The sequence below is a fragment of the Sphingomonas sp. 22176 genome (genome assembly GCF_052045505.1).
Taxonomy (GTDB): domain Bacteria; phylum Pseudomonadota; class Alphaproteobacteria; order Sphingomonadales; family Sphingomonadaceae; genus Sphingomonas.
Genome location: NZ_JBQEPL010000003.1, coordinates 354,910 through 380,147 on the forward strand (window position 1 = coordinate 354,910; position 25,238 = coordinate 380,147).

Below are 25,238 nucleotides of genomic sequence, written 5' to 3' on the forward strand. Positions count from 1 at the left end.
TCAATTTCGTTGCGCAGCCGAAAGAGGCCGCGCGTCAGCCCGCTGCATGGGCCACGGCGCGCAACGCGTCAAACGCAAATATGTCGCGCCGCCGTGACTTTGCCATGTTTCCGCCCGAATTCGGGACGTGCCCTCACTCCTCCTTGTCGGCAGGGACGGCGGCGATATCCTCGGGTGCATTAGCCGCGATCGCCAGCATCGACGCCCAGGCGGCGACGTTCTGGCGCAGCTGCGCGGGATCGATCTTGTCGAGCGTGTCGTCGGGCGTGTGGTGCAGGTCGAAATAGCGCAGCCCGTCCTGGTTCAGTCCGATCGTGCCGACGCCGAGCGCCAGAATACCTTCGACGTCGGTACCGCCATGCGCGGTGCCGCGGCCGCGCTCGATGCCGAGCGGGTAGAGCGCGGTTTCCAGCCGGTCGCCGATTGCCGTGGCGCCTTGCGGCAGGTTGGTCTCGAACTTCCAGACGCGATCGGCGCCGAAATCGGATTCCATCGCGAGAACATGGCGTTCCTTGGCATGGGCCTTGGCATAGGCAGCCCCGCCGAAGCCGCCGACTTCCTCGGCGCCGAACCAGACGACGCGGATCGTGCGGCGCGGCTGGCCGAGTTTGGCGGCCTGGAGCGCGGCAGCGGTGGTGATCGCCACGCCTGAGGCGTCGTCGATCGCGCCGGTGCCGAGATCCCAGCTGTCGAGATGCCCGCCGACGACGATGATGCCGGCGCTGGGGTCGCTGCCCGGGATGTCGGCGATGACGTTGCCGGACTGGGCCTCGCCCTTGAACTGTGGGGTGACGCTCAGCCGCAGCTTGACCGGGCCGCGCTTGACGAGGCGCACCAGCTGCTCGGCATCGGGCACCGAAAGCGCGGCGGCGGCGATCGGCGAGACGCCCTTGGCCCAGGTGGTGACGCCGGTGTGCGGATTGCGGTGATGGTCGGTGCCGATCGAGCGGATCAGCACCGCGGCCGCACCCTTGGTCGCGGCGATGCTGGGGCCGGTGCGTCGGACGGCGCCGTAATAGCCATATTGCGAGCCGTCCTGCGTCGGCACCATCGCATGGTCGATAAAGGCGATCTTGCCCTTCAAGCTGCCCGCAGGCGCGGCCTGGAGATCGGCGAGCGAGGCGAAATAGACGACCTCGGCTTCGAGCGGCTGCGCGCCGGTCGAGCCCGAATAGCCGAGCGCGGCAATGGTCAGCTTCTGCGCCGATCCGCCGAGCACCTCGGCCGTTTCCACGCCGCGGATCCAGACGGGCATGCGGTAGGTCTCGACATGGACGTTCTGAAAGCCGAGCGCGGTCAGTTTCTTGACGCCCCAGGCGCGGGCGCGAGCCTCGGCCTCGGTGGCGGCAAGGCGCTGGCCGATCTCGGTGGTGAGGCCTTCCACCACGTCCCAGGCGACAGTGTCCTGCAACGCGGCATCGCGGACCTTGGCGACCTGGTCGGCAGTCTGCGCGAGCGCGGGGAAGGGCAGGGCGAGCGCGGCAACGGCCGCGAGCAGGAGGCGCTTGGTCATGCTGCGGATGCTAACCAGCGACGGAACGATTGCAATGGGGGATGAGGCGTTTGGGGATGCACTGAAAGGGTTAGGCGTAAAAGCTGTGCCGACCGGGAGCATTGCCCCGCGTTGCCAATTCGCGCCCGCATCGCTACATGCCACGCGTCTTTCCAGCATCCAGAATTCTCGCAACGGAGATCCGCCACCGTGGCTGCGCAGTACGCCTTCGTCATGAAGGACATGACCAAATCCTTCCCCGGCGCCCCCAAGCCGGTGCTCAACAACATCAACCTGCAATTCTACCAGGGCGCCAAGATCGGCATCGTCGGTCCCAACGGCGCGGGTAAGTCGACGCTCATGAAGATCATGGCCGGCATCGACAAGGATTTCTCCGGCGAGGCATGGCCTGGCGAGAACATCACCGTCGGCTATCTGCCGCAGGAGCCGCAGCTCGACCCGACCAAGAACGTGCTCGAGAACGTCAAGGACGGCGCGCGCGAAGTGGCGGACATGGTCGATCGCTTCAACGCCATTTCGGCCGAGATGGGCGATCCCAAGGACGACACCGATTTCGACGCGCTTATGGAGGAGATGGGCGATCTCCAGGCCAAGATCGACGCGGTCGACGGCTGGAGCCTCGACAACCAGCTCGAGATCGCGATGGAAGCGCTGCGCTGCCCGCCGTCCGACTGGCCGGTCGAGAACCTCTCGGGCGGTGAAAAGCGCCGCATCGCGCTCACCCGCCTGCTGATCCAGAAGCCGTCGATCCTGCTGCTCGACGAGCCGACCAACCACCTCGACGCTGAAAGCGTCAACTGGCTGGAAAACCACCTCAAGGAATATGCCGGCGCGGTGCTGATGATCACCCACGACCGCTACTTCCTGGACAATGTGGTCGAGTGGATCCTCGAAATCGATCGTGGCAAGTATTTCCCGTACGAGGGCAACTACTCGACCTACCTGGAAAAGAAGGGCAAGCGCCTGGAGCAGGAGGACCGCGAGGCTTCCGGTCGCCAGAAGGCGATCCAGGACGAGCTCGCCTGGATCCGGCAGGGCGCCAAGGCCCGCCAGACCAAGTCCAAGGCGCGTATCGCCAAGTTCGAGCAGCTGGTCGCCAGCCAGGAGAACCGCACGCCGGGCAAGGCCCAGATCGTCATCCAGGTGCCCGAGCGCCTGGGCGGCAAGGTGATCGAGGCCAAGAACATCTCCAAGGCGTATGGCGACAAGCTGCTGTTCGAGAACCTCTCGTTCATGCTGCCGCCGGGCGGCATCGTCGGCGTGATCGGGCCGAACGGCGCGGGTAAGTCGACGCTGTTCAAGCTGATCACCGGCCAGGAAACGCCGGACACGGGCGAGATCGACATCGGCTCGACCGTGCGCCTCGGCTATGTCGACCAGAGCCGCGATCACCTCGACGACAGCAAGAACGTCTGGCAGGAAATCTCCGACGGTCTCGATTACATGAAGATCAACGGCCACGACCAGTCGACGCGCGCCTATGTCGGTGCGTTCAACTTCAAGGGCGCGGACCAGCAGAAGATCGTCGGCAAGCTGTCGGGTGGTGAGCGCAACCGCGTCAACATCGCCAAGATGCTGAAGCGCGGCGGCAACGTGCTGCTGCTCGACGAACCGACCAACGACCTCGACGTGGAAACGCTGGGCGCGCTGGAAGAGGCGATCGAGAATTTCGCGGGCTGCGCCGTGGTGATCAGCCACGATCGCTTCTTCCTCGATCGTCTCGCCACGCACATCCTCGCCTTCGAAGGCAACAGCCATGTCGAATGGTTCGAGGGTAACTTCGAAGCCTATGAGGAAGACAAGCGCCGCCGCCTGGGCGATGCCGCCGATCGTCCGACCGCGCTGGCCTACAAGAAGCTGACGCGCTGAGCCTGAACGCGCCGGGTCGAGCCCCACAGGCTCGATCCGGCGCTTGCCTTTCCGTGGTGTATTGTTGCTATAGTACGGCTCTCGACCAGAGGGGAGCCGTAGGATGCTTGCACTGATGCTGATCGTCGCCATGCCGTTGCCGGAGGCGGCGGTGCCCGACGGCGCCAGGCTCCAGGAGGGCGGCGCCTGTTACGCGCTCACCCGCGAGGGCAAGCCGATCGGCCAGACCTGGCAGCGCGTGCGCGCCGCGACAGAAGGCGGCACCCCCGTCTGGGACATCATCGTCCACCAGCGCGTCGGCGACGGAAAATTCGACATGCGCGACCATTTCGTGCTGCGTCGTGGCGACCTGCGGCCGCTGCGCATGGATAGCCGCCGCAACGGGGTGGAGCATGTCCGCGTCCGCTATGATGGCGCGACGATCCAGGTGACGCGGCCGGAACAGGCCGATACGCAGGTCTCGGCCCCCGGCGCGGTGTGGGACGGCAATCTCTGGGGCCTGACCTTCGCCGCATTGCCGCTGGCCGAGGGACAGACCTATGCGCTGCCCTTCTTCCAGTACGACAAGGGGCTGGGACGTTTCACCCTAAAGGTGGTCGGCAGTGCGAAGGTCGATGGCCAGGATGCCTGGCTGGTGGATGCCGATGCGGGCGACGGCCGCATCGTCCGCTACAAGATCGGCAAGAACCCGGCGGCGGAACTGGGCACCGAAACCCCGATGTTCGGCCAGCATCTCGGCGGCGAATGCAGCGCGCTGGCTGAACCCTGATCCGCTCGGATCAGGCGGTGAACCGCTTGGTGAAGCCCTTGTGCACCTTGTCCTCGGGTACCGCTTCGCTGTCGACATGCTCGACCCGCGCCATGGACGGGCCTTCGCGACACGCTTCGACGAACAGGCCGAGCGCCGTGTCTTCTCCGGCGGCGAGGATCTCCACCCGGCCGTCCCGCAGATTGCGGACCCAGCCCGTCAGCCCGCCGCGCTGCGCCGTGCGGACGACCCAGTCGCGATAGCCGACCCCCTGTACCCGTCCCGAAACCAGGATTCGCTGCTGCGCCATATGCTCCCTTTGTACACGCCCATGCTGTCGGGCCGCACAACCCTGTAGCAGTCTGGGACAGATGGGAAGCCGGGCAGGGGAACGGCCCGCCGCAAACCCGGCAGACCCCGGCGCGTCAGGGGTAGGTGATCGCCATCACTTCATATTCGCGCTCGCCTGCGGGCAGCGTCACGCGGCGAAGGTCGCCGATGCGGGCGCCACGCAGCGCGCGGGCGAGCGGGGCGTTCCAGCCGACCAGCCCCTTGGCGGCGTCCGCCTCGTCGTCGCCGACCAGGGTGAGGGTGCGGTGGTTGTCGTCCTCGTCGGCGATGGTCACGCAGGCGCCGAAGAACACGCCGCTGCGATCCTCCTGTCGGCTGGGCTCGACAACCTTGGCCGCCTTCATCCGCCGAGCCAGGAAGCCCAGCCGCCGATCGATCTCCCGCAGCCGCTTGCGGCCATAGATGTAATCGCCGTTTTCCGATCGATCGCCATTGCCCGCCGCCCAGGAGATCGTCTCGACGAGCTTGGGGCGTTCCTGCCCGAATAGCTGGTCATATTCGGCCTTGAGCGCGGCATAGCCGGCGGGGGTGATATAGTTGGGGCGATCGTTCATGATCGGCCGCGCTATCAGCCCGGCCGGCTCTTGCCCAGATACCAGCTGAGGTTGGCCGTCCCCTTGCTGCGCGCATAGGAGGGGTTCATCAGATCATAGACCACGGCATTTTCCAGCACGCGCTGGACATAGTTCTTGGTCTCGAAGATCGGGATCTGCTCGATCCAGCGGACCATGTCGCCGCCGGGCAGGCGCGGGTCGCCATAGGCGTTGAGCCACTTGTTCACGTTGCCGGGGCCGGCATTGTAGGCGGCGACCGCCAGCGGATAGCAGCCGCCATAGTAGTTCAGCATCCGCTGGAAATAGCTCGAGCCCAGCTCGATATTGTAGTCGGTGTCGGCGTTGAGCGCGCTTGGATCATAGCTTCTGCCGATCTTGAGCGAGGTCTCGCGCGCGGTGCCCGGCATCAGCTGCATCAGGCCGCGTGCGCCAGCGCGGCTGACCGCGTCGCGGTTGAACTGACTTTCCTGGCGGGCGATCGCGTGGATGATCGTCCAGTAATCGCGCTGCCCCTCCGGCACCTTCACCGAAGGATAGCCCGCGGCGCTATAATCCGACAGGCCGTTCTGCAGCGCGCTCCGTCCGACCATCACGCCCAGGTCCGGGCGGCCGAGCGTGCGGCTGAGATCGGCGGCAAGGAGATGGTCGTCCTCGGTCGTCGCGTCCTCGGCGATCTTGCGGAGGAACAGGCTCTGGTCGCTGCGGTTGCCCATCTGGCCGAGCAGCTGCGCCGCGCGGACGAGTTCGCTGCGGTAGAAAGCGTCGCGCGCGCCGGGGGACGCCGTCTTGCCGGTGAGGTCGCGCGGGCCCCGGAGTGGCTGGCCGAGACGCTCCACGGCGAGCTGGCCGTAGAACAGGTCCGGAAACCCGCCGGCGCTGGCATAATAGGTGCGCGCGCTGGTTGCATTGCCCGCCGCTTCGGCAGCGCGACCGGCCCAGTACAGCCCCTTGGACTGCGTGCCCGGCGTCTTCGAGCCGTGACCATAGCGCGCGAACATGGCGACCGCGTCGCTGGGGCGCCCCAGATTGTACATTGCCACCGTGCCGGCGAGCCAGGTGAGGCTGGTATAATCGTCGCGCACCCCGAGCGAGAGCTCGCTGACGTCGGTGCCGGACGGGAAAGCGTCATCCACCTGCGAGGCGATGCGATAGGCGAGGTCGTATTGCCCGTCCGCCAGCGCACCGCGCGCGGCCGAGAGCAGCACCTCGTACCATTTCTCCGGATCGCCCGGGAAGCCGGCCATGCGGCGCGGCTGGGCGAGGTACGACCGCATCAGCTGCGTCTGGCCGGTCTGCCCCAGCCAGCGCGCGCGATCGGCAATATAGCCATGGTCAGAGCCGCCGCGCGCCTCGGCGAGGCCGGCCTTGGTCACCGCATCATAGGCGTTGGTGCGATAGGCGATCCGCGCATCGAACACCGGGCGGAGTTCGGGCGAGGTATAGACCAGCTGCCGCGTCGCGATGCTGGTCGCGCCCTGCCAGAGCAGCATGTCCTCGCGGGCGTCGTGATCGGCGGAGCGCAGCGCGGTGCCGAAGGTCGTGAGCAGCTTGCTCTCGTCGACGGTGCGCAGGATGCCCGCGCGCCAGGCGCGGCGTGCCTGGTCCTCCGCCTCGGCGCGGCGGCCGGTGGCGGCCAGCGCCTCGGCATAGCGCAGGCGTCCGGCAGGCGTGATCGGCGGGAAGCGGGTGAAGAAGCGGACGGCGAGGTCCGGCATGGTCGCGCCGCTGTCGAGGATCGTCTCGGCGGCCGCGCGCCGGCTCTTCTCGCCGGGCCAGCCGGGATGGGCGAGCAGGAAATTGGCATAATCGGAAAAAGCGTAATTGTCCGATTGCTGCAGGCGCTTCCATTCGACCAGCGCCGTGCTCACCGGATCATATTGTGCCTGTGCCTGGGGCACGAAGCCGCCTGCCAAGGCCGCCAGCATCGCAGGGGTCACCTGCGAGGAGGCCGCCAGTCCCGAAACACCGGCGAACAACAACGCGCCTTTGAGTACCGTACCGACCATCTGGACATGATAGGAGATCCGCCCGTATCTGCCACCCCGTTTCTACCGAAAAAAGAGGATGATTCCGCGCGATGTTTTCTGGATCGATCCCTGCGCTCGTCACGCCGTTCCGTAGCGGCGCGTTCGCGGAGGAGGATTTCCGCGCGCTCGTCGAATGGCAGATTACCGAAGGCTCCGCCGCGCTGGTTCCCTGCGGCACCACCGGCGAGGCCGCGACCATGCCGAAGGACGAGCATTTCCACATCGTGCGGGTGTGTGCCGATCAGGCGAAAGGCCGGGTGAAGATCCTCGCCGGCGCGGGCTCGAACGACACCAAGGTGGCGATCGACAACGTCCATGCCGCGAAGGATGCGGGCGCGGACGCCGCGCTGATGGTGCCGCCCTATTACAACCGCCCCAGCCAGGAAGGCATCTTCCGCCACTTTGCCGCGGTGGCCGAGGCGACCGACCTGCCGATCGTGCTGTACAACGTCCCCGGCCGTACCGTGACCGATATCCAGCCCGCGACCATGGCGCGGATCGTGAAAGCGTTCCCGGAGACCTTCGTCGGCGTGAAGGATGCGACCGGCAATCTCGGCCGCGTGTCCGAGCAGCGCGCGGGCTGCGGCACCGGCTTCGTCCAGCTCTCGGGCAATGACGAGACGGCGCTCGCGTTCAACGCAATGGGCGGGGTGGGCTGTATCTCGGTGACGGCCAACGTCGCGCCGAAGCTGTGCGCCGACTTCCAGGCCGCCTGGGCGGCGGGGGACACCGCGCGCGCTCTGGAACTTCACGACAAGCTCTATTCGCTCCACATCGCGATGTTCACCGACGCATCGCCGGGCCCCGTGAAGTATGCGATGGGCCGGGTGCGTCCCGGCTTCCCGCAGGAGCTCCGTCTGCCGATGACCGAAGCGGGCGAGGCGAGCCGCAAGGCGGTCGATGCAGCACTCGCCTTCGCCGGGCTGGTCTGAGCTTCCGACCGGAGCGCCAACAAACGGCTGGCGCTCCGGGCATAGCATCCCTACATCCCGCGGTCTTATGGCCCGTCCACGTCCCCAGGAATTCGACAAGGTAAAGACCGTCGCCGAGAACCGGCGCGCGCGTTTCGACTATTTCATCGAGCAGGTCTATGAGGCCGGCCTCGTGCTCACCGGCACGGAAGTAAAGTCGCTGCGCTTTGGCGAGGGCTCGATCGCCGAGGCCTATGCCGAGATCAAGAGCGACGCGGTATGGCTGGTCAACGCCAACATCCCCGAGTTCAGCCACGGCAATCGCTTCAACCACGAGCCCAAGCGCCCGCGTAAACTGCTCCTCAACGAGCGCCAGATAAACAAGCTGCACGGCGCTGTTGCCCGCGAAGGCATGACGCTGGTCCCCCTGTCGGTCTATTTCAACGGCAAGGGGCGTGCGAAGGTCGAGCTGGCGCTGGCGAAGGGCAAGAAGACGCATGACAAGCGCGAGACCATCAAGGAACGCGACTGGAAGCGCGAACAGTCGCGCATCCTCCGCGACCGCGGCTGAGGCGGCTGAGATGGTAGCGCCCGGCCGCCTGCGCCGCCTGGCGGACAAGGCGATCCCCAGCCGGGAGTCGATCGAGACTAATCGCTGGCTGAAGCCGGTCGCGCGCCGGGTGATGCATTCGTCCTCGTGGCGCTTCACCCGCCGCTCGGTGCCGCGCGGGGTGGCGCTGGGAATGCTCACCGGCATCCTCGTGCCCATGGGGCAGATCCCCGCCTCTGCAGTCCTCGCGCTGCCGCTCCGCGCCAACATTCCCGCGGCAGCCGCCACGACCTTCCTCACCAACCCCTTCACGACACCGCCGCTCTGGATCGCCGCCTATGGGCTGGGCAGCTGGATGCTGGGGCTCGAAGTCGGGCGAGACGTGTTCGCGGGCGATGCGTCGGCCTGGGTCGGTTGGCTGCTGCACCATGGCGGCCCGGCGTTGCTAACCGGACTGGTCACGCTGGCGGTGGGGCTTGCCGTGCTTGGCTATTTCGGCAGCGGCCTGTTGTGGCGCTGGTGGATCGTCCGCAAGCGTCGCCTGCGGCTGGAGTTTCGCCGCGCACGCGCTTGATGTAGCGCTGGCGCATCCGAACTGAGGCGATCGGCGCTTGACGCTGAGGCGGGGACGGAACATCGGTGGACCATGGCTAGTCTGCCCGACGCCGAACTGCCCAAGCCGCCGCTGCTGCTGCCGATCGTGGCGGTGGTTTTCACCGGCGTTGCGGCTGCCGGCGTCATCCTCGCGAGCCTGAACGATCGCGCGATCGCGATGGGGTTCTTCGCCGCGGCGCTGCTCGCGGCGGGGGTGATGCTCGCGATGGGGCGGCTGTTCCGATCGCCGACCACCAGCATCGAACGCTATACCGACTGGGCAATCGCCCATGCGCTTGCCTCTGCCAGCGACGATGCGCTGGCGGTGACCGATCGCAGCGGCCGCATGGTCTGTGCCAATCCCCGATATGAGGCCTTGTTCGGAGGCTGGCCGACGCCGCCCAATCTGCCGATAGGCGACGAAGGCGAGCGGGCGCTGGGCGCCTGCGCGCGCGCCGCCTGGCGCGACGGCGAGAGCCGGTGCAACGATGTGCAGGTGTTCGGCGCGCAGGTCGCGGTGCGGGTCGCGCGGGTGGGCGACGAGTCGCTCGTCTGGCGGTTCATCGGTATCCACGCACTGGATCTGGCCGTGCAGGTACAGGGGCTGCTAGCGGGCCCGACCGGCGATCGGCTGGGCGGCGCGGGGGTAATGGTGGTGCTGGTGGCTCCCGATGGCCGCATCCGCTCGGCCAATCGCGTGTTCCGCCATCGCGCGCTCGGCAGTGCCGATGCGATGGCCGACGGGCGCGATTTCGCTGGGCTGCTGATCACCGACTCGATCGGCCAGGTGCGGTTCGAGCGTGAGGGGATGGAAGGCACGCCGCTTCGGGTGTTGCAGATCCCGTTCCTCGAAGGAGACGAGGCGCCGCTCCTGGTCGCGCTGCTGGACGAGGAGCCGGCGGTGATTGCCAATCCCGCCATCGCCGGCAGTGCTTCCGCCCATGTCCATTCGCTGATCGCGCTGTTGCCGACCGGCCTGGCGCTGATCGATCGCGACGGCCGCTTCCTGACGATGAACGACGCGTTCGTTCGCACCGCGCGGGTGAACCCCTCCGCGCCGCCGCTCTATCCGGGCGACTTGGTGGTGCGCGAGGACAAGGCGACGCTGGCCGATGCCGTCCGCCGCTTCGCCGGCGGCGCGCCCCAGTCGCTCGAGATCACCGTCCGGCTGAAGGATGTCTCGGAAGAGCCGGTGGCGATCACCATCGCCGGCGCCCGCGGGCTCGGCGACGCGGCAGTGCTGCTCAGTCTTCGGGACTCAGGCGAGGAGGGCAAACTCAAGCGCCAGATCGCCCAGGCGACCAAGATGCAGGCGGTGGGCCAGCTCGCCGGCGGCGTCGCGCACGACTTCAACAACATCCTCACCGCGATCATCGGGCATTGCGACCTGATGCTGATGCGCCATTCGCCCGGCGACAGCGACTATGACGACATCCAGCAGATCCGTGCCAACTCGAACCGCGCGGCGAGCCTGACGCGCCAGCTGCTCGCCTTCTCGCGCCAGCAGACCCTGCGCCCGCAGGTGCTGCAGCTGCCGGACATCATCTCCGAGGTTTCCAACCTGCTCAAGCGGCTGCTTGGCGAGACGGTGTCGCTCGACGTCAAGCATGGCCGCAATCTGGGGCCGGTGCGCGCCGACCCCGGGCAGCTGGAACAGGTGGTGGTCAACCTCGCGGTCAACGCCCGCGACTCGATGCTCAGCAAGAACCCGAGCGGCGGCGGCTCGCTGACGATCGAGACGCTGGCGGTCTCCTCGGCCGATGTCCGTCGGATGGACGACGACGTGCTGCCGGTCGGCGACTATACCGCGCTGCGCATATCGGACACCGGCACCGGTATCCCGCCCGAGATCCTGCCCAAGATCTGGGAGCCCTTCTTCACCACCAAGGAAGTGGGCAAGGGCACCGGGCTCGGCCTGTCGACCGTCTACGGCATCATCAAGCAGTCGGGCGGCTATATCTTCGCCGAGAACAATCCAGGCGGCGGCGCGGCCTTCACCATCTATCTGCCGGTGCATACCGCGCCCGAGGCCGCTGTGGCCAAGCTGCCGGTGGTCAAGGAAAAGCCAGCCGATCTGTGGGGCACCGGCACCATTCTCGTCGTCGAGGACGAGGACATGGTCCGCGCGATCGCCGAGCGCGCGCTGACCCGGCAGGGCTATTCGGTGGTCACCGCCGAAAATGGCGAGGTCGCGCTAGAAACGATCGAGACGATGGACAAGCCGGACCTGCTCGTCTCCGACGTGGTGATGCCGGTGATGGATGGGCCCAGCATGGCACGCAAGGTCCGCGAGCGTTGGCCCGATCTGCCGATCTTGTTCATGTCCGGCTATGCCGAGGAACAATTGCGCCGTTCGATCGATCTCGATAATGTCGCCTTTCTGCCTAAACCCTTTTCCGTGCAACAACTTGCAGAAGCGGTTCAGGAGATCCTGGTGGCCAAATAAGTGCTTGGCATGAAACAATTTTTCCTGCAAAGGGGGCAGCATGCAGGGTCCGCGTAACATTCTCATCGTCGAAGACGAGCCGTTGATCGCCATGATGCTCGAGGATTTCCTCGATGCGCTGGATCGTGTGCCGGCAGGCACCGCCGATAATGTCGCCGAGGCGCTCGACCGGATCGGGGCGGGCGGCATCGATGCGGCGATCCTCGACGTCAATTTGCGCGGCGGCGAGCAGAGCTGGCCGATCGCCGACAAGCTCGCCGAACTGGGCATTCCCTTCGTGCTCGCGACCGGCGGCGCCGACGACAGCATTGCGCCGCTGCACCGGGACCGGCCGGTCCTGTCCAAACCGTTCACGCTGGATCGCGTCGACAAGGTGCTCAGCACGCTCAGCTGAGGCATGGGCGAAGGGTGCGTTGGCAAGGGTTGTGCGCAGGGCAGGGGCGACGCTAAAGCCCCTGTCATCATGACCGAACTCCCCAAGACCTTCGACCCCGCCGAAATCGAATCCCGCTGGTACGCCCATTGGGAAGACGAAGGCCTGTTCCGCCCCGAGCGCACCGGCGCCGAGCCCTGGACGATCGTCAACCCGCCGCCCAACGTGACGGGCAGCCTGCACATCGGCCACGCGCTCGACAACACGCTGCAGGACATCCTCGTCCGCCACGCGCGGCTGAAGGGCAAGGACGCGCGCTGGGTGGTCGGCACCGACCATGCCGGCATCGCGACGCAGATGGTGGTCGAGCGCCAGCTCAACGAGCGCCAGGACAAGCGCACCAACTATACGCGCGAAGCGTTCGTCGACAAGGTGTGGGAGTGGAAGGCCGAGAGCGGTGGGCAGATCACCCGCCAGCTGCGCCGGCTCGGCTGCTCGATGGACTGGGCGAACGAGCGATTCACCATGGACGAGGGCTTTTCCAAGGCCGTCCTCAAGGTGTTCGTCGAGCTTCACCGCCAAGGCCTGCTCTACCGCGACAAGCGCCTGGTGAACTGGGATCCGGGCCTCGGCACCGCAATCTCCGACCTTGAGGTCGAGACCAAGGAAGTTCGCGGCAATTTCTGGCACCTGCGCTATCCGATTGCGGACGGATCGGGCTTCATCCAGGTCGCGACGACGCGGCCCGAGACGATGCTCGCCGACATGGCCGTCGCCGTGCATCCCGAGGACGAACGCTACCAGGCGCTGATCGGCAAGCAGATCAAGCTGCCGATCACGGGCCGTCTGATCCCGATCGTCGGCGATGAGCATGCCGATCCGGCGCTCGGCTCGGGCGCGGTGAAGATCACACCTGGTCATGATTTCAACGACTTCGAGGTCGGTGTTCGCGCCGGCATCAAGGCCGGCGAGATGCTCAACATGCTCGATGCCAAGGCCGCGATCTGCCAGACGCAGGACGGGCTGGTGCCGGCCGAGCTGATCGGGCTCGATCGCTTCGAGGCGCGCAAGGCAATCGTCGCGCGGCTCAAGGACGAGGGTTTCCTCGTGCCCTTCGTCGACAAGGAAGGCGCCGAACACGACGCCGAGCCGCGCACCATCCAGGCGCCCTATGGCGACCGTTCGGGCCAGGTGATCGAGCCGTGGCTGACCGACCAATGGTATGTCGACGCCGCGACGCTCGCCAAGCCGGCGATCGAGGCGGTCCGCTCGGGCGCAACCAAGATCGTGCCGAAGAGCTGGGAGAAGACCTACTTCAACTGGATGGAGAACATCCAGCCTTGGTGCGTCAGCCGCCAGCTCTGGTGGGGCCACCGCATCCCGGCCTGGTTCGACGCCGACGGCAAGGCCTATGTCGCCGAAACCGAGGAAGAGGCGCAGGCGCAGGCGGGCGAGGGCGTTGCGCTCACCCGCGATCCAGACGTGCTCGACACCTGGTTCTCCTCGGCGCTGTGGCCGTTCGCGACCCTCGGCTGGCCGGAGAATACCGACCCGACGCTCGGCGGGCGCTACTCGAACGACGTGCTGATTTCCGGCTTCGACATCCTGTTCTTCTGGGATGCGCGGATGATGATGCAGGGTTTGCACTTCATGAAGGAAGTGCCGTTCAAGACCTTGTATTTGCACGGTCTTGTTCGCGCGGCGGACGGCCAGAAGATGTCCAAGTCCAAGGGCAACACGGTCGATCCGTTGGGCATGATCGACAAGTACGGGGCCGATGCGCTGCGCTTCTTCATGGCGGCGATGGAGAGCCAGGGTCGCGACATCAAGATGGATGAGAAGCGGCTCGAGGGCTATCGCAACTTCGCGACCAAGCTGTGGAACGCCGCGCGCTTCTGCCAGTCCAACGGCATCGCCGCGAGCAAGAATCTTGAGGCGCCGACTGCAGAGCTGGCGGTAAACCGCTGGATTATCGCAGAAACCATCGCAACGGTGCAGGCGCTGGATCTGGCGCTGGCCGATCTGCGCTTCGACGAAGCGGCGAACAGCATCTACCAGTTCGTCTGGAGCCGCTTCTGCGACTGGTATCTCGAGCTGATCAAGCCGGTGCTGCAGGGCGAAGGCGTTGCTGCCGCCGATGCGGAAGAGACGCGCGCGGTTGCCGGCTGGGCGCTCGACCAGATTCTCGTCATGCTCCACCCGTTCATGCCCTTCATCACCGAAGAGCTGTGGTCGAAAATGGGCCCGCGCGACCATGACCTGATCGTGGCGAAGTGGCCGATGGCCGATGCGCGGGCGCTCGATCCGTCGGCGGCGCAGGAGATCGACTGGCTGATCCGGCTGGTGAGCGAGATCCGCGCGGCGCGGACCGAACTCAATGTGCCGCCGGGTGCACGTCTGGCGCTGCACGTCCGCGATGCGTCGGAAGAGACGGTCGCGCGTCTGACGCGGCAAGAAGCGGCGCTGGCGCGGCTTGGCCGGGTCGATCAGGCGCAGGGGGATGCGCCTTCGGGCGGCGCGCTACAGCTGGTCGTGGACGAAGCGACCTTCGTGATGCCGCTGGGCGACGTGGTCGATCTGGAGGCCGAGCGTGCCCGTCTCACGAAGGCGATCGCCGCGGCCGAGAAGGAGCGCGACGGTCTTGCTGGGCGGCTCGGCAATCCGAGCTTCGTCGAGCGGGCTAAGCCCGAGGCGGTCGAGAAGGCGCGGGCGGATCATGCCGAGAAGGCGGCCGAGGCCGAGCGGCTGGCGGCGGCGCTGGCGCGGCTGGGGTAATTTCTAGCCCGACTTACCCTCACCCTTCCGCCGCTTCGCGGCTCCCTCCCTCTCCCGCAGGCGGGAGAGGGACCTTAAGCCCTCTCCCGCCTGCGGGAGAGGGACGGGCCCATCGCGTAGCGATGGAGGGTGAGGGTGACTGGCTATTCCGACACCGGCACCATCACATCGATCACCGCCGGCGCCACCTTCGCGGTCACTGGCGTCTTGGCCAGCACCTCGCCGTCGATCGAGATCGGCAGCGACGGCTCGGTTGCCACGCGCAGCGATTGCCCGCGAAACGTCACCGTATCCTCCTTGCGCGCCTCGAGCCGCAGCACCGAGGCCGCCCAGTTGCGCACCAGCCGCGACTTGGTCGGGCCCTTCACCACCTGGACGACGATCTCGCCCGAGGCGACGCCGGCCTCGTCGACCAGCTCGGTGCCGCCATGGAAGGGGCCGTTCGAAATCCGCACTTCCACCGCACGCAGCCTTTTGGCGTCCTTGCCCTCGCCGACGATCACGGTGAACGGCTTGAACTTGACGAACTGCAGCGCGGCCCAGCTGAGATAGCCCATCCGCCCGAACCAGCGCTTGGCGTTGTGCGGCACAGTCTCGGCGATCTGTGGCGAAAGGCCGATCGCCGCGGTACTGGCGTAATAATCGTCGTCGATCATGCCGAGGTCGATCCGCTTCGGCTTGCCCTGCAGGATCGCATCGATCGCGCCGTCGACGTCGAGCGGGATGCCGAGCGAGCGTGCGAAGCTGTTCGCAGTGCCGAGCGGCAGCACGCCCAGCGTCACGCCCTTGCCGACGAGCTTGTCGACCAGGCCGCTGATCGTGCCGTCGCCGCCGCCGAGGATCACCAACTCGGGCTTCTTTGCCAGAATCTCGGCCAGCACCGCCTCCAGCCGATCGGGATCGTGCACGGCATGGGCGTCGACGGGCATGTCCTGCTCGCCGAAGCGGGCGCAGGCGCGGTCGAACCAGTCCTGGCCGTGGCGGGACTTGGTGTTGACGACCATCGCCGCCGATGTGAATGCCATGGGACCCCCTGAATTGATGACGGCAGCGTAACGCCCGCACGCGCCGATCGGGTCCATGCCCCCTGTTCCAGCGGACAGGTCGCCTTCGCCCGGACTTGCGCGTTTCTGCGCCTATGCCTGCACCCGTCCTGCTCTGGTTCCGCCGCGACCTCCGCCTTGCCGATCAACCCGCGCTCGTCGCCGCGGTGGAGGAAGGGGCGGTGATCCCGGTCTATGTGCTCGATGACGAGACGGCCAAGCACCGCGCGATGGGCGGCGCCTCGCGCTGGTGGCTGCACCACAGCCTGGCTGCCCTCGACGCGGCGCTGCGCGAGAAGGGATCGCGGCTGATCCTGCGCCGGGGCAAGAGCGACGTGGAACTGGCGCGGCTCGCCGAGGAGACCGGCGCGACCACAGCCCATTGCATCCGCCATTACGAACCCTGGTGGCGCAATGCCGAGCGGGCGGTGGCGCAGCGGCTGACGCTCTGCTGCCACGACGGCAATTACCTGTTGCCGCCGGGGGCGGTCACGACGGGCGCTGGCCAGCCCTACAAGATCTTCACGCCCTTCTGGCGGGCGCTGCGCGAGCGCTTGCCCCCGGCGCCGCCGCTGCGGGTGCCGCAGAGGATCGACGCACCGTTGCAATGGCCGGAGAGCGACAGTCTGGAAGACTGGAATCTGCTCCCGACCGCGCCGGACTGGGCAGGCGGCTTCCGCGAGGAGTGGACGCCAGGCGAGGCCGGGGCGCACAAGCGGCTACAACGCTTCCAGGACCATGCCGCCCGCTATGACGACACCCGCAACCTGCCCTCGATCGAAGGCAGCTCGCGCCTTTCGCCCCACCTCCATTTCGGCGAGGTCTCTCCGGCCCAGGTCTGGCACGCGGTGGAGGATGCGGGCGGGGAGGTGGAGGAATATCTGCGCGAGCTGGGCTGGCGGGACTTCACCCAGAACCTGATCTGCCAGTTTCCCGATTACGCCGCGAAGAACGGCCGTCCCGCCTTCGACAAGATGGAGTGGCGGGGCGGCAGCGACGCCAAGGCCGATCTTCGCGCCTGGCAACGTGGGCAGACCGGCTATCCGATCGTCGATGCGGGCATGCGCCAGCTCTGGGCGACCGGCTGGATGCACAACCGCGTGCGGATGATCGCGGCCAGCTTCCTGATCAAGCATCTGCTGATCGACTGGCGCGAGGGCGAGCGCTGGTTCTGGGACACGCTGGTCGATGCCGATTACGGCAACAACGCGGTGAACTGGCAATGGGTCTCGGGCTCGGGCGTCGACTCGAGCCAGTGGAGCCGGGTAATGGCGCCGCTCAGCCAGTCCGAGAAGTTCGATGCGGCGGGCTATATCCGGCAATGGGTGCCGGAACTCGCCAAGCTGCCGGATAGCGTGATCCACGATCCCGAGGCGGCAGGATGCCGCCCCGCCGCCTATCCACCCAAGCGCATCGACCACCGCGAGGCGCGGGAGCGCGCGCTCGCGGCGGGCAGGGCGGTCCGCTGAGCGGGCTCAGCCGCAGCGGGCGTCGGTGATGGTGCCGGCTGCGTCGACATGGAGGTTCAGCCGCTCGACGCGGAAGTCCATCGTCACCGCCGAGCCCGGCTCGACCCAGCGGATGCGCTTGGCCCCCGAGCGGGCGAGGGCGTCGGCCTCGATCGCGGGCGAGCGCTGCTTGCCCTTGAGGTCCTGCACGCGATTGGCATCGCATTGCACCACCGCCGGCAGCGGCTCGGCCTTTTTCTGCGGCGCGCAACCGGCAGCCGTGCCGGCCAGCGCGAGCAGGGTGAGGGCGCGGATCATGCCGGATCCTCGGTGCGGCTCATCTTGAGCTTGCCGTTGCGCACCGCGAAGCCGAGCTGGCCCTCGACCAGCGCCAGCGCGTCGCGGCCGAACTGCTCGTAGCGCCAACCCTCCAGGATCGGCAGGTCCTTGCGCACCCCGGAAGCCAGCGCTTCGAGATCCTCCGAACGCGCCAGCAAGCGCGGCGCGACGTTGACTTCCTTGGCGCGGATCTTGAGCAGCAGCTTCAGCAGATCGGCAACCAGCGCGCCGTCCTTGCCGAGCGATGGCTTGCGCTCCTCGCGGCCGGGCATCTCGTCGGCCGGCATCGGCTTCGACTCGGCGATCGCCGCCATCATCCGGCCGCCGATGTCGTTGCCCGCCCAGGCGGCGGAGAGACCACGCACCTTGGCGAGGTCGCTCTGCTTGCGCGGCGGGTTGGCGGCGATGTCGGCCAGCGTCTCGTCCTTGACGATGCGGCCGCGCGGCAGATCCTTGCCCTGCGCCTCCAGCTCGCGCCAGCGGGCCAGCGCCTTGAGGCGGCCCAGCACCTCCGGCTTGCGGCTGTTGATGCGGACGCGCTGCCACACCTGATCGGGATCGTTGCGGTAGTTCTCGGGGTTGGAGATCCGCTCCATCTCCTGGTCCAGCCACACGCCGCGGCCGGACTTGCGCAGCTTTTCCAGCATCTTGGGGAAGATGGCGGAGAGGTGCGTCACGTCGGCGATAGCATAGTCGATCTGGCGCTTGTCGAGCGGGCGGCGCGCCCAATCGGTGAAGCGGGCGCCCTTGTCGACGACGATGCCGAGATAGGTGTCGACCAGGTTCGAATAGCCGATCTGCTCGCCCTGGCCGAGGGCCATCGCGGCGACCTGGGTATCGAACATCGGGTGCGGGGTCTTGCCGGTAAGGTTGTAGACGATCTCGATGTCCTGGCCGCCGGCGTGGAAGACCTTGAGCACGTCCTCGTTGTTGACCATCAGTTCGAGCAGGGGGCCCATGTCGAGGTTCGGGGCCATCGGATCGATCGCCGCGGCCTCCTTGTCGTTGGCCACCTGAATGAGGCAGAGCTCGGGCCAGTAGCTGTTTTCGCGCATGAACTCGGTGTCGACCGTGATGAAGTCGGACTTCGCGAGGCGTTTGCAGAGTTCGGCGAGGGTGACGCTGTCTTCGATCAGACCATGAATGTGCATCAGACGCCCATATACCGGTCTTCGGGTTGACAAAAGTGGGGTGTGACCGGAATGCGCGCGGTCATAGTGTTTCAATATCGTCGCGCCGGCCCGGACCGGCACCGCCTACCCTGGCGGGGATGACGACAAGGTGAGAAGAACCGCAACATGCACGCCTATCGCACCCATACCTGCGCCCAGCTCCGCTCCGCGGACGTCGGGCAAACCGTCCGCCTGTCGGGCTGGGTGCACCGCAAGCGCGACCATGGGGGGCTCCTGTTTGTCGATTTGCGCGACCACTACGGCGTCACCCAGCTTGTGGTCGACGACACCGACGCAGTGGTTGAAAAAATCAAAGAGTACCACGATCCCTTCCAAGTTCTCGAGTCTGCTCGCTCCGAGTCGGTCATAACGATTACGGGCGAGGTTGCGGCGCGGGCTGAGGGTACTGTGAACTCGAACTTGCCGACTGGCGAAATCGAGATTCGTGTGCGCGAGGTGACCGTCCAGTCGGCCGCCGCCGACCTGCCGATGCCGGTGTTCGGCGACCAGGAATATCCGGAAGAGATCCGCCTGCGGAACCGCTACCTCGATCTCCGCCGCGAGAAGGTCCACAAGAACATCCTGCTGCGCTCGAACGTCATCGCGTCGCTGCGTAGGCGTATGATCGACCAGGGCTTCACCGAGTTCCAGACCCCGATCCTCACCGCGTCGAGCCCCGAGGGCGCGCGCGACTATCTCGTCCCCAGCCGCGTCCATCCGGGCAAGTTCTACGCACTCCCGCAGGCGCCGCAGATGTTCAAGCAGCTGCTGATGGTCGCCGGCTTCGACCGCTATTTCCAGATCGCCCCCTGCTTCCGCGACGAGGACGCGCGCGCCGATCGTTCGCCGGGGGAGTTCTACCAGCTCGACTTCGAGATGAGCTTCGTCACCCAGGACGACGTGTTCGCCGCAATCGAGCCGGTGCTGCACGGCGTGTTCGAGGAATTCGCCGACTGGGAAGGCATGGGCCGCAGCGTCAGCGCGCTGCCGTTCAAGCGCATCCCCTACCGCGAATCGATGCTGAAGTACGGCAACGACAAGCCGGACCTGCGCAACCCGCTGGTGATCACCGACGTGTCGGACTTCTTCAAGGGCTCGGGCTTCGGCCGCTTCGCCTCGATCGTCGAGGGCGGCGACGTCGTCCGCGCGATCCCGGCGCCGGGCACCCACGAGAAAAGCCGCAAGTTCTTCGACGACATGAACAGCTGGGCGCAGAGCGAAGGCTTCCCGGGCCTCGGCTATGCGACGCAGAAGGACGGCGTGTTCGGCGGCCCGATCGCCAACAACCATGGCCAGGACGGCATGAAGGCGATGGCGGAAGCCATGGGCCTGGGCCCGAACGACGGCATCTTCTTCGCCGCGGGCAAGGAAGCGCAGGCCGCCAAGCTGGCCGGCCTGGCGCGCACCCGCGTCGCCGACCAGCTCGAGCTGATCGACAAGAAGCGCTTCGAGTTCTGCTGGATCGTCGACTTCCCGATGTTCGAGTATGACGAGGATGCCAAGAAGGTCGATTTCAGCCACAACCCCTTCTCGATGCCGCAGGGCGAGCTGGAGGCGCTGGAGACCAAGAACCCGCTCGACATCCTCGCCTATCAGTACGACATCGTCTGCAACGGCATCGAGCTGTCCTCGGGCGCGATCCGGAACCACAAGCCGGAGATCATGTACAAGGCGTTCGAGATCGCCGGCTATACGCAGGCCGATGTCGACACCAACTTCGCGGGCATGATCAACGCCTTCAAGTTCGGCGCGCCGCCGCACGGCGGTTCGGCACCGGGTGTCGACCGCATCGTGATGCTGCTCGCCGACGAACCGAACATCCGCGAAGTGATTGCCTTCCCGATGACGCAGAAGGCCGAGGATCTGATGATGCACGCGCCGTCGGCGGTGAGCGACAAGCAGCTCAAGGAACTGCACATCCGCCTGGCGCCGGGCATCGACGGCCCCAAGGCCGGCTGAGCGGAGGCCGGCGGTCATGCGCGTCGCGGTATTCAATACCAAGGCCTATGACCGCCGCTTCCTTGCCGAGGCGAACGCCCGCTTCGGCCATGACCTGACCTTTCTCGAACCCCGCCTGGATGCGCTGACCGCCCCGCTGGCGGCGGGGCATGCGGCGGTGTGCGTCTTCGTCAACGACGGCGTGGACGCGAGCGTGCTGGAGGCGCTGGCGAAGGTCGGCGTGCGGCTGGTGGCGCTGCGCTGCGCCGGCTTCAACAATGTCGATCTTGCTGCGGCCGAGCGGCTAGGCATCGCGGTGGTTCGAGTGCCCGCCTATTCGCCTCACGCCGTGGCGGAGTTCACCGTCGGGCTGCTGCTGGCGGTCGACCGGCAGATCCCCCGGGCCTGGGCCCGGGTGCGGGAAAACAACTTCGCGCTCGACGGGCTGATCGGCCGCAACCTCTATGGCCGCACCGTCGGCGTGATCGGCACCGGCAAGATCGGTGCCCTGGTCGCTAGGGCGCTGCGAGCCGGCTTCGGCTGCACCGTGCTGGCGAGCGATCTCCACGCCGATCCCGAGCTCGAGGCGATCGGCGTCCGCTACGTGCCGCGGGACGAGTTGCTGCGCACCGCCGAGATCATCACGCTGCATTGTCCGCTCACGCCGGAGACGCATCGGCTGATCGATGCGCAGGTGATCGCCGAGGCGCGGGACGGGCTGGTGATCGTCAACACCAGCCGCGGCGCGCTGATCGACACGGGCGCACTGATCGAGGGCCTCAAGGCGCGGAAGGTCCGCGCCGTCGCGCTCGATGTGTACGAGCAGGAGGCCGATCTGTTCTTCGAGGATCTGTCGAACGAGATCATCGCCGACGACCAGTTCCAGCGGCTGCTCACCTTCCCTAACGTGCTGATCACTGGCCATCAGGCCTTTCTTACCGAAGAAGCGCTGTCGGCGATCGCCGAGACGACGCTGGCCAGCATTGCCGATTTTGAGGCGGGGCGACCGCTTGCGAACCGGGTCGATGCAGCCTTGATCGCGCCTGCACGTTAGGGGCTCCCATGACGATCGATCTTTCCGACTACGAGGCCGGCGACCATTTCGACGGCGACTATGACGCCGAGCTGGCCAAGCTGCAGAAGCGGTTGAGCCACATCCAGACCGCGCACATCATCCATAAGCGCCGCGCGATCATCGCACTGGAAGGCTGGGACGCGGCGGGGAAGGGCGGGGTGATCAAGCGCCTCACCGCCGAATGGGACCCGCGCTATTATGAGGTCTGGCCGATCTCCGCGCCGACCCAGGAAGAGCAATCCCATCACTTCCTGTGGCGTTTCTGGCAGCGGCTGCCCGCCCAGCACAACATCGCGGTGTTCGATCGCACTTGGTACGGCCGGGTGCTGGTCGAGCGGGTCGAGGGCTATGCCAGCGAGAGCGACTGGCGGCGCGGCTATGCCGAGATCAACGATTTCGAGGCGCAGCAGGTCAACAACGGCGCGACGCTGATCAAGCTCTTCCTCCACGTGACGCAGAAGACCCAGGACAAGCGCCTGCGCGACCGGCTGACCCATCCGTGGAAGCGGTGGAAGACCGGCATGGACGATTTCCGCAACCGCGCGCGGCGGGCCGATTATCTCGATGCGATGCACGAGATGTTCCACGAGACCGACACGCCGCATGCGCGCTGGACGGTGATCGACGGCAACAACAAGAAGGCCGCGCGGATCGCGGCACTGACCGCCATCGCCGAGCAGCTGGAAAAGCACGTGCCGATGGTGCCGCCGGAGCTCGACCCGGAAGTGGTGAAGGTGGCGACCGAAGCGCTGGGGAAGTTCTGACCCTGCGGACTTGCGCTCCCCTTCCGCGTGCGGGAGGGGAGCGCAAGTTCAGGAGGCAGGCTTAGGCCGCCGCGAAGGTGCCGTCGTCGCGCATCACGTGCAGAACGCCGTCGGCGATCGCGAAATACGCCCCGTGAATTTTCAACGTGCCCGCCGCCTCGCGGTCGGCGACGAAGGGGAAGCTGCGCAGGTTGCGGATCGAGACGCGGACGGTCTCCTGCTCCATCGCGCGCACCGCCGCCGGACCCTCGCCATGCTCGGCAACGATCCGCTCGCGCGCGCCCTCCAGCATGTCGACCCAGTGCGCAATGAACCCGCCTTCGCCATTTTCGGCATCGGCGAAACGCTGCGTGAGCGCCGCATGCGCGCCGCCGCAGGCGCCGTGGCCCATCACCACGATCTCGGGCACTTCGAGCTGCGTCACCGCGAATTCCAGCGCTGCCGACACGCCGTGACGGCCGCCGCCCATCTCGAACGGCGGGACCAAGTTGGCGACGTTGCGCACCACGAAGATTTCGCCCGGCGAGGTGTCGAAGATCTGGGCCGGATCGACTCGGCTGTCGGAGCAGGCAATCACCATCACCTTAGGGCTCTGGCCCTCGGACAGCTCGGCCCAGCGCGCGCGCTGCTGGCTCCAGCCTTCGGTGCGGAAGCGGTGATAGCCGCCGATGAGTTCTCGAAATCCTGCCATGTGCGTCGCCTAGTCGTCCTCGTTGGGCTTGTCGACGGGGCGAACGCGCGCACGCCGCTTACGCTCCTTGCAACGCCATGCGCAATTTCCGGGACTGGCGAAACGCGTTCGGGCGCTCTATCTGCCCCCCATGAACGAGCAGACTCCGCTGCCGCGCCCCGAGCGCGTCCGCAAGCCCGACTGGATCCGCGTCAAGGCCCCCACCTCGGAAGGGTTCGCCAAGACCCGTGCGTTGATGCGCTCCAAGAACCTCACCACGGTGTGTGAAGAGGCCGCCTGTCCGAATATCGGCGAGTGCTGGACCAAGAAACACGCGACGGTGATGATCCTGGGCGACGTCTGCACGCGCGCCTGCCGCTTCTGCAACGTCAAGACCGGCATGCCGCGCAAGGTCGATCCGCTAGAGCCCCAGCATGTCGCCGAGGCGGCGGTGCAGATGGGCCTGGAGCATATCGTCATCACCTCGGTGGACCGGGACGACCTGCCCGACGGCGGTTCCCAGCAGTTTGTCAAGGTGATCGAGGCGATCCGCAAGGCAAGCCCGACCACCACGATCGAGATCCTGACCCCGGATTTCCGCAACAAGCACGAGGCCGCTATCGAGGCGATCGTCGCCGCGCGGCCGGATGTGTACAATCACAATCTCGAAACCGTCCCCAGGCTCTATCCGATGATCCGCCCGGGCGCGCGCTACTACGCCTCGCTGCGGCTGCTGGAGACGGTGAAGCGGCTCGATCCGTCGATCTTCACCAAGTCGGGTATCATGCTGGGTCTGGGCGAGCAGCGCCTGGAGGTCCACCAGGTGATGGACGACATGCGCTCGGCCGACATCGATTTCCTGACCATGGGGCAGTATCTCCAGCCGACGCCGAAGCATGCGAAGGTCGAGGAGTTCGTGACCCCGCAGAATTTCCAGGCCTATGGCGCGATCGCGCGGGCCAAGGGCTTCCTGCAGGTCGCCTCGACCCCGCTCACGCGCTCCAGCTACCATGCCGGCGAGGATTTCGCCGAGATGCGCGCGGCCCGCGAAGCCAAGCTGGCGAAGGCGAGCGCCAAGGCCTGATGCCCAAGCACAGCGAAACCCGGCATCTCCCCTACACGCCGGAACAGATGTTCGATCTGGTGGCCGATGTCGCGCGCTACCCCGAGTTCCTGCCCTGGGTAAGCGCGATGCGCGTCCGCTCGTCGAGCGACACCCAGGTCGTCGCGGACATGATCGTCGGCTTCAAGGGGCTGCGCGAGACCTTCACCTCGCGCGTCACCAAGGCGCGGCCTGAGACCGTGCATGTCGAATATGTCGATGGACCGCTCAAGCACCTGTCGAACGACTGGAAGTTCCGGCCGGACGGGCAGGGCGGCTGTTACGTCGATTTCTGCGTCGACTTCGCGTTCAAGAACCGGGTGTTCGAGATGCTGGCGGGCCAGGTGTTCGACCGCGCGCTCCGCAAGATGATCGGTGCGTTCGAGGAGCGCGCGGCGAAGCTTTACGCCGCTTCGGGTTCCTCGACCGGCACTTCGGGCGACGGCATCAACAGGTCGAGCGCGCACAACGCCGCCTGAAGGCGGATGCCGCCGCGGCCGTTATTCTCGAAATGGCGCGCGTCGGCGACGACGTGCTTGGGATCGGCGCCGCGGATCGCCTGGGCGAAGACGACGGTGCCGACCGGCTTGTTCTCGGTCGCCCCGCCCGGACCGGCGATGCCGGTGATCGCCACCGCGACGTCGGCCTTGGTGCGCTCCAGCACGCCCTGTGCCATGCTCCAGGCGACCGCGATCGAGACGGCGCCGAAGGTCTCGAGCACATCGAGGCTCACCTTCAGCACGTCCATCTTGGCGTCGTTGGAATAGGTGACGAAGCCGGCGTCGAAGACGTCGGACGAACCCGGCAATTCGGTCAGCGCGGCGGAGACCAGGCCGCCGGTGCAGCTCTCTGCGACGGCGACGCGGCGGCCGGCGGCGCGGTTTGCGTCGATGACCTTACGCGCAGCTTCTACGAGCTCGGTGGGAAGAATCGTGTCCATAACGGCGCCCCCTTGCCATTGGATGAAGGGTGTTAC

23 protein-coding genes are annotated in these 25,238 nt (G+C 66.7%); 14 read left to right on the plus strand and 9 right to left on the minus strand.

What is annotated here, in order from left to right; all coding sequences use genetic code 11:
• Positions 1–133: 133 nt before the first annotated feature.
• Positions 134–1,513: a M20/M25/M40 family metallo-hydrolase gene (locus ACTJKY_RS13610; protein ID WP_440846673.1), complete on the minus strand. Its 1,380-nt coding sequence runs from the start codon at positions 1,511–1,513 to the stop codon at positions 134–136.
• A gap of 189 nt (positions 1,514–1,702) precedes the next feature.
• Here ACTJKY_RS13610 and ettA point away from each other — a divergent pair, with 189 nt between their 5' ends.
• Both ettA and ACTJKY_RS13620 read left to right on the plus strand, forming a co-directional pair.
• The gene (gene ettA, locus ACTJKY_RS13615; protein WP_440846674.1) at positions 1,703–3,382 is read left to right on the plus strand and encodes an energy-dependent translational throttle protein EttA; all 1,680 of its coding nucleotides are present in this window, start codon (positions 1,703–1,705) and stop codon (positions 3,380–3,382) included.
• Between the two features lie 103 nt (positions 3,383–3,485).
• On the plus strand, positions 3,486–4,151 hold the full coding sequence (locus ACTJKY_RS13620) for a DUF3108 domain-containing protein (protein ID WP_440846675.1): 666 nt from the start codon (positions 3,486–3,488) through the stop codon (positions 4,149–4,151).
• A 10-nt stretch (positions 4,152–4,161) separates the two neighbouring features.
• Here ACTJKY_RS13620 and ACTJKY_RS13625 read toward each other — a convergent pair whose 3' ends face one another.
• From ACTJKY_RS13625 to ACTJKY_RS13635, 3 genes are all read right to left on the minus strand, one after another.
• The gene (locus tag ACTJKY_RS13625; protein ID WP_440846676.1) at positions 4,162–4,440 is read right to left on the minus strand and encodes an acylphosphatase; all 279 of its coding nucleotides are present in this window, start codon (positions 4,438–4,440) and stop codon (positions 4,162–4,164) included.
• Between the two features lie 115 nt (positions 4,441–4,555).
• Positions 4,556–5,035 carry a transcription elongation factor GreB gene (greB, locus tag ACTJKY_RS13630; RefSeq protein WP_440846677.1) on the minus strand — a complete coding sequence of 160 codons (480 nt, stop codon included), beginning with the start codon at positions 5,033–5,035 and terminating at the stop codon, positions 4,556–4,558.
• Positions 5,036–5,049: 14 nt separating this feature from the next.
• A complete protein-coding gene (locus tag ACTJKY_RS13635) occupies positions 5,050–7,041 on the minus strand; it encodes a transglycosylase SLT domain-containing protein (protein ID WP_440846678.1) in 1,992 nt (663 codons plus the stop codon).
• 71 nt (positions 7,042–7,112) lie between these two features.
• On the opposite strand from ACTJKY_RS13635, the gene dapA reads away from it, so the two are divergent.
• The 6 genes from dapA (at position 7,113) to ACTJKY_RS13665 (ending at position 14,711) form a co-directional block, all read left to right on the plus strand.
• Complete coding sequence (gene dapA, locus ACTJKY_RS13640) at positions 7,113–7,994, plus strand: 4-hydroxy-tetrahydrodipicolinate synthase (protein ID WP_440846679.1); 882 nt, start codon at positions 7,113–7,115, stop codon at positions 7,992–7,994.
• Positions 7,995–8,061: 67 nt separating this feature from the next.
• The gene (gene smpB, locus ACTJKY_RS13645; RefSeq protein ID WP_141985574.1) at positions 8,062–8,544 is read left to right on the plus strand and encodes an SsrA-binding protein SmpB; all 483 of its coding nucleotides are present in this window, start codon (positions 8,062–8,064) and stop codon (positions 8,542–8,544) included.
• Positions 8,545–8,554: 10 nt separating this feature from the next.
• Entirely contained in the window at positions 8,555–9,097 is a 543-nt protein-coding gene (locus tag ACTJKY_RS13650; protein WP_440846680.1) for a DUF2062 domain-containing protein, read from the plus strand.
• A 72-nt stretch (positions 9,098–9,169) separates the two neighbouring features.
• Complete coding sequence (locus ACTJKY_RS13655) at positions 9,170–11,563, plus strand: response regulator (RefSeq protein ID WP_440846681.1); 2,394 nt, start codon at positions 9,170–9,172, stop codon at positions 11,561–11,563.
• 40 nt (positions 11,564–11,603) lie between these two features.
• Positions 11,604–11,957: a response regulator gene (locus ACTJKY_RS13660; RefSeq protein ID WP_294250784.1), complete on the plus strand. Its 354-nt coding sequence runs from the start codon at positions 11,604–11,606 to the stop codon at positions 11,955–11,957.
• 69 nt (positions 11,958–12,026) lie between these two features.
• The gene (locus ACTJKY_RS13665) at positions 12,027–14,711 is read left to right on the plus strand and encodes a valine--tRNA ligase (RefSeq protein ID WP_440846682.1); all 2,685 of its coding nucleotides are present in this window, start codon (positions 12,027–12,029) and stop codon (positions 14,709–14,711) included.
• A gap of 143 nt (positions 14,712–14,854) precedes the next feature.
• Here the strand turns inward: ACTJKY_RS13665 and ACTJKY_RS13670 are convergent, their stop codons facing one another.
• Positions 14,855–15,736: a diacylglycerol/lipid kinase family protein gene (locus tag ACTJKY_RS13670; RefSeq protein ID WP_440846683.1), complete on the minus strand. Its 882-nt coding sequence runs from the start codon at positions 15,734–15,736 to the stop codon at positions 14,855–14,857.
• Between the two features lie 113 nt (positions 15,737–15,849).
• On the opposite strand from ACTJKY_RS13670, the gene ACTJKY_RS13675 reads away from it, so the two are divergent.
• Positions 15,850–17,223 carry a cryptochrome/photolyase family protein gene (locus tag ACTJKY_RS13675; RefSeq protein WP_440846684.1) on the plus strand — a complete coding sequence of 458 codons (1,374 nt, stop codon included), beginning with the start codon at positions 15,850–15,852 and terminating at the stop codon, positions 17,221–17,223.
• A gap of 6 nt (positions 17,224–17,229) precedes the next feature.
• Here the strand turns inward: ACTJKY_RS13675 and ACTJKY_RS13680 are convergent, their stop codons facing one another.
• Together ACTJKY_RS13680 and rnd are read right to left on the minus strand one after the other, a co-directional pair.
• The gene (locus tag ACTJKY_RS13680) at positions 17,230–17,520 is read right to left on the minus strand and encodes an I78 family peptidase inhibitor (RefSeq protein ID WP_440846685.1); all 291 of its coding nucleotides are present in this window, start codon (positions 17,518–17,520) and stop codon (positions 17,230–17,232) included.
• Entirely contained in the window at positions 17,517–18,692 is a 1,176-nt protein-coding gene (rnd, locus tag ACTJKY_RS13685) for a ribonuclease D (RefSeq protein WP_440846686.1), read from the minus strand. The genes ACTJKY_RS13680 and rnd overlap by 4 nt, the downstream gene beginning before the upstream one ends.
• Before the next feature lie 147 nt (positions 18,693–18,839).
• Here rnd and aspS point away from each other — a divergent pair, with 147 nt between their 5' ends.
• Genes aspS through ACTJKY_RS13700 form a run of 3 tightly spaced genes read left to right on the plus strand, consistent with a single transcriptional unit; the run spans position 18,840 to position 22,490 of the window.
• Positions 18,840–20,672, plus strand: a complete 1,833-nt coding sequence (aspS, locus tag ACTJKY_RS13690) for an aspartate--tRNA ligase (protein WP_440846687.1) — start codon at positions 18,840–18,842, stop codon at positions 20,670–20,672.
• A 16-nt stretch (positions 20,673–20,688) separates the two neighbouring features.
• Positions 20,689–21,705: a 2-hydroxyacid dehydrogenase gene (locus ACTJKY_RS13695; protein WP_440846688.1), complete on the plus strand. Its 1,017-nt coding sequence runs from the start codon at positions 20,689–20,691 to the stop codon at positions 21,703–21,705.
• Between the two features lie 8 nt (positions 21,706–21,713).
• Positions 21,714–22,490: a polyphosphate kinase 2 family protein gene (locus ACTJKY_RS13700; protein ID WP_440846689.1), complete on the plus strand. Its 777-nt coding sequence runs from the start codon at positions 21,714–21,716 to the stop codon at positions 22,488–22,490.
• Positions 22,491–22,551: 61 nt separating this feature from the next.
• Here ACTJKY_RS13700 and ACTJKY_RS13705 read toward each other — a convergent pair whose 3' ends face one another.
• Entirely contained in the window at positions 22,552–23,181 is a 630-nt protein-coding gene (locus ACTJKY_RS13705) for a carbonic anhydrase (protein ID WP_440846690.1), read from the minus strand.
• Between the two features lie 130 nt (positions 23,182–23,311).
• Here ACTJKY_RS13705 and lipA point away from each other — a divergent pair, with 130 nt between their 5' ends.
• Positions 23,312–24,244, plus strand: a complete 933-nt coding sequence (gene lipA / locus ACTJKY_RS13710; RefSeq protein WP_440846691.1) for a lipoyl synthase — start codon at positions 23,312–23,314, stop codon at positions 24,242–24,244.
• Complete coding sequence (locus ACTJKY_RS13715) at positions 24,244–24,741, plus strand: type II toxin-antitoxin system RatA family toxin (protein WP_121076933.1); 498 nt, start codon at positions 24,244–24,246, stop codon at positions 24,739–24,741. The genes lipA and ACTJKY_RS13715 overlap by 1 nt, the downstream gene beginning before the upstream one ends.
• Here ACTJKY_RS13715 and ACTJKY_RS13720 read toward each other — a convergent pair.
• Positions 24,666–25,202: a CinA family protein gene (locus ACTJKY_RS13720; protein ID WP_121076935.1), complete on the minus strand. Its 537-nt coding sequence runs from the start codon at positions 25,200–25,202 to the stop codon at positions 24,666–24,668. The genes ACTJKY_RS13715 and ACTJKY_RS13720 overlap by 76 nt on opposite strands.
• Positions 25,203–25,238 lie beyond the last annotated feature (36 nt).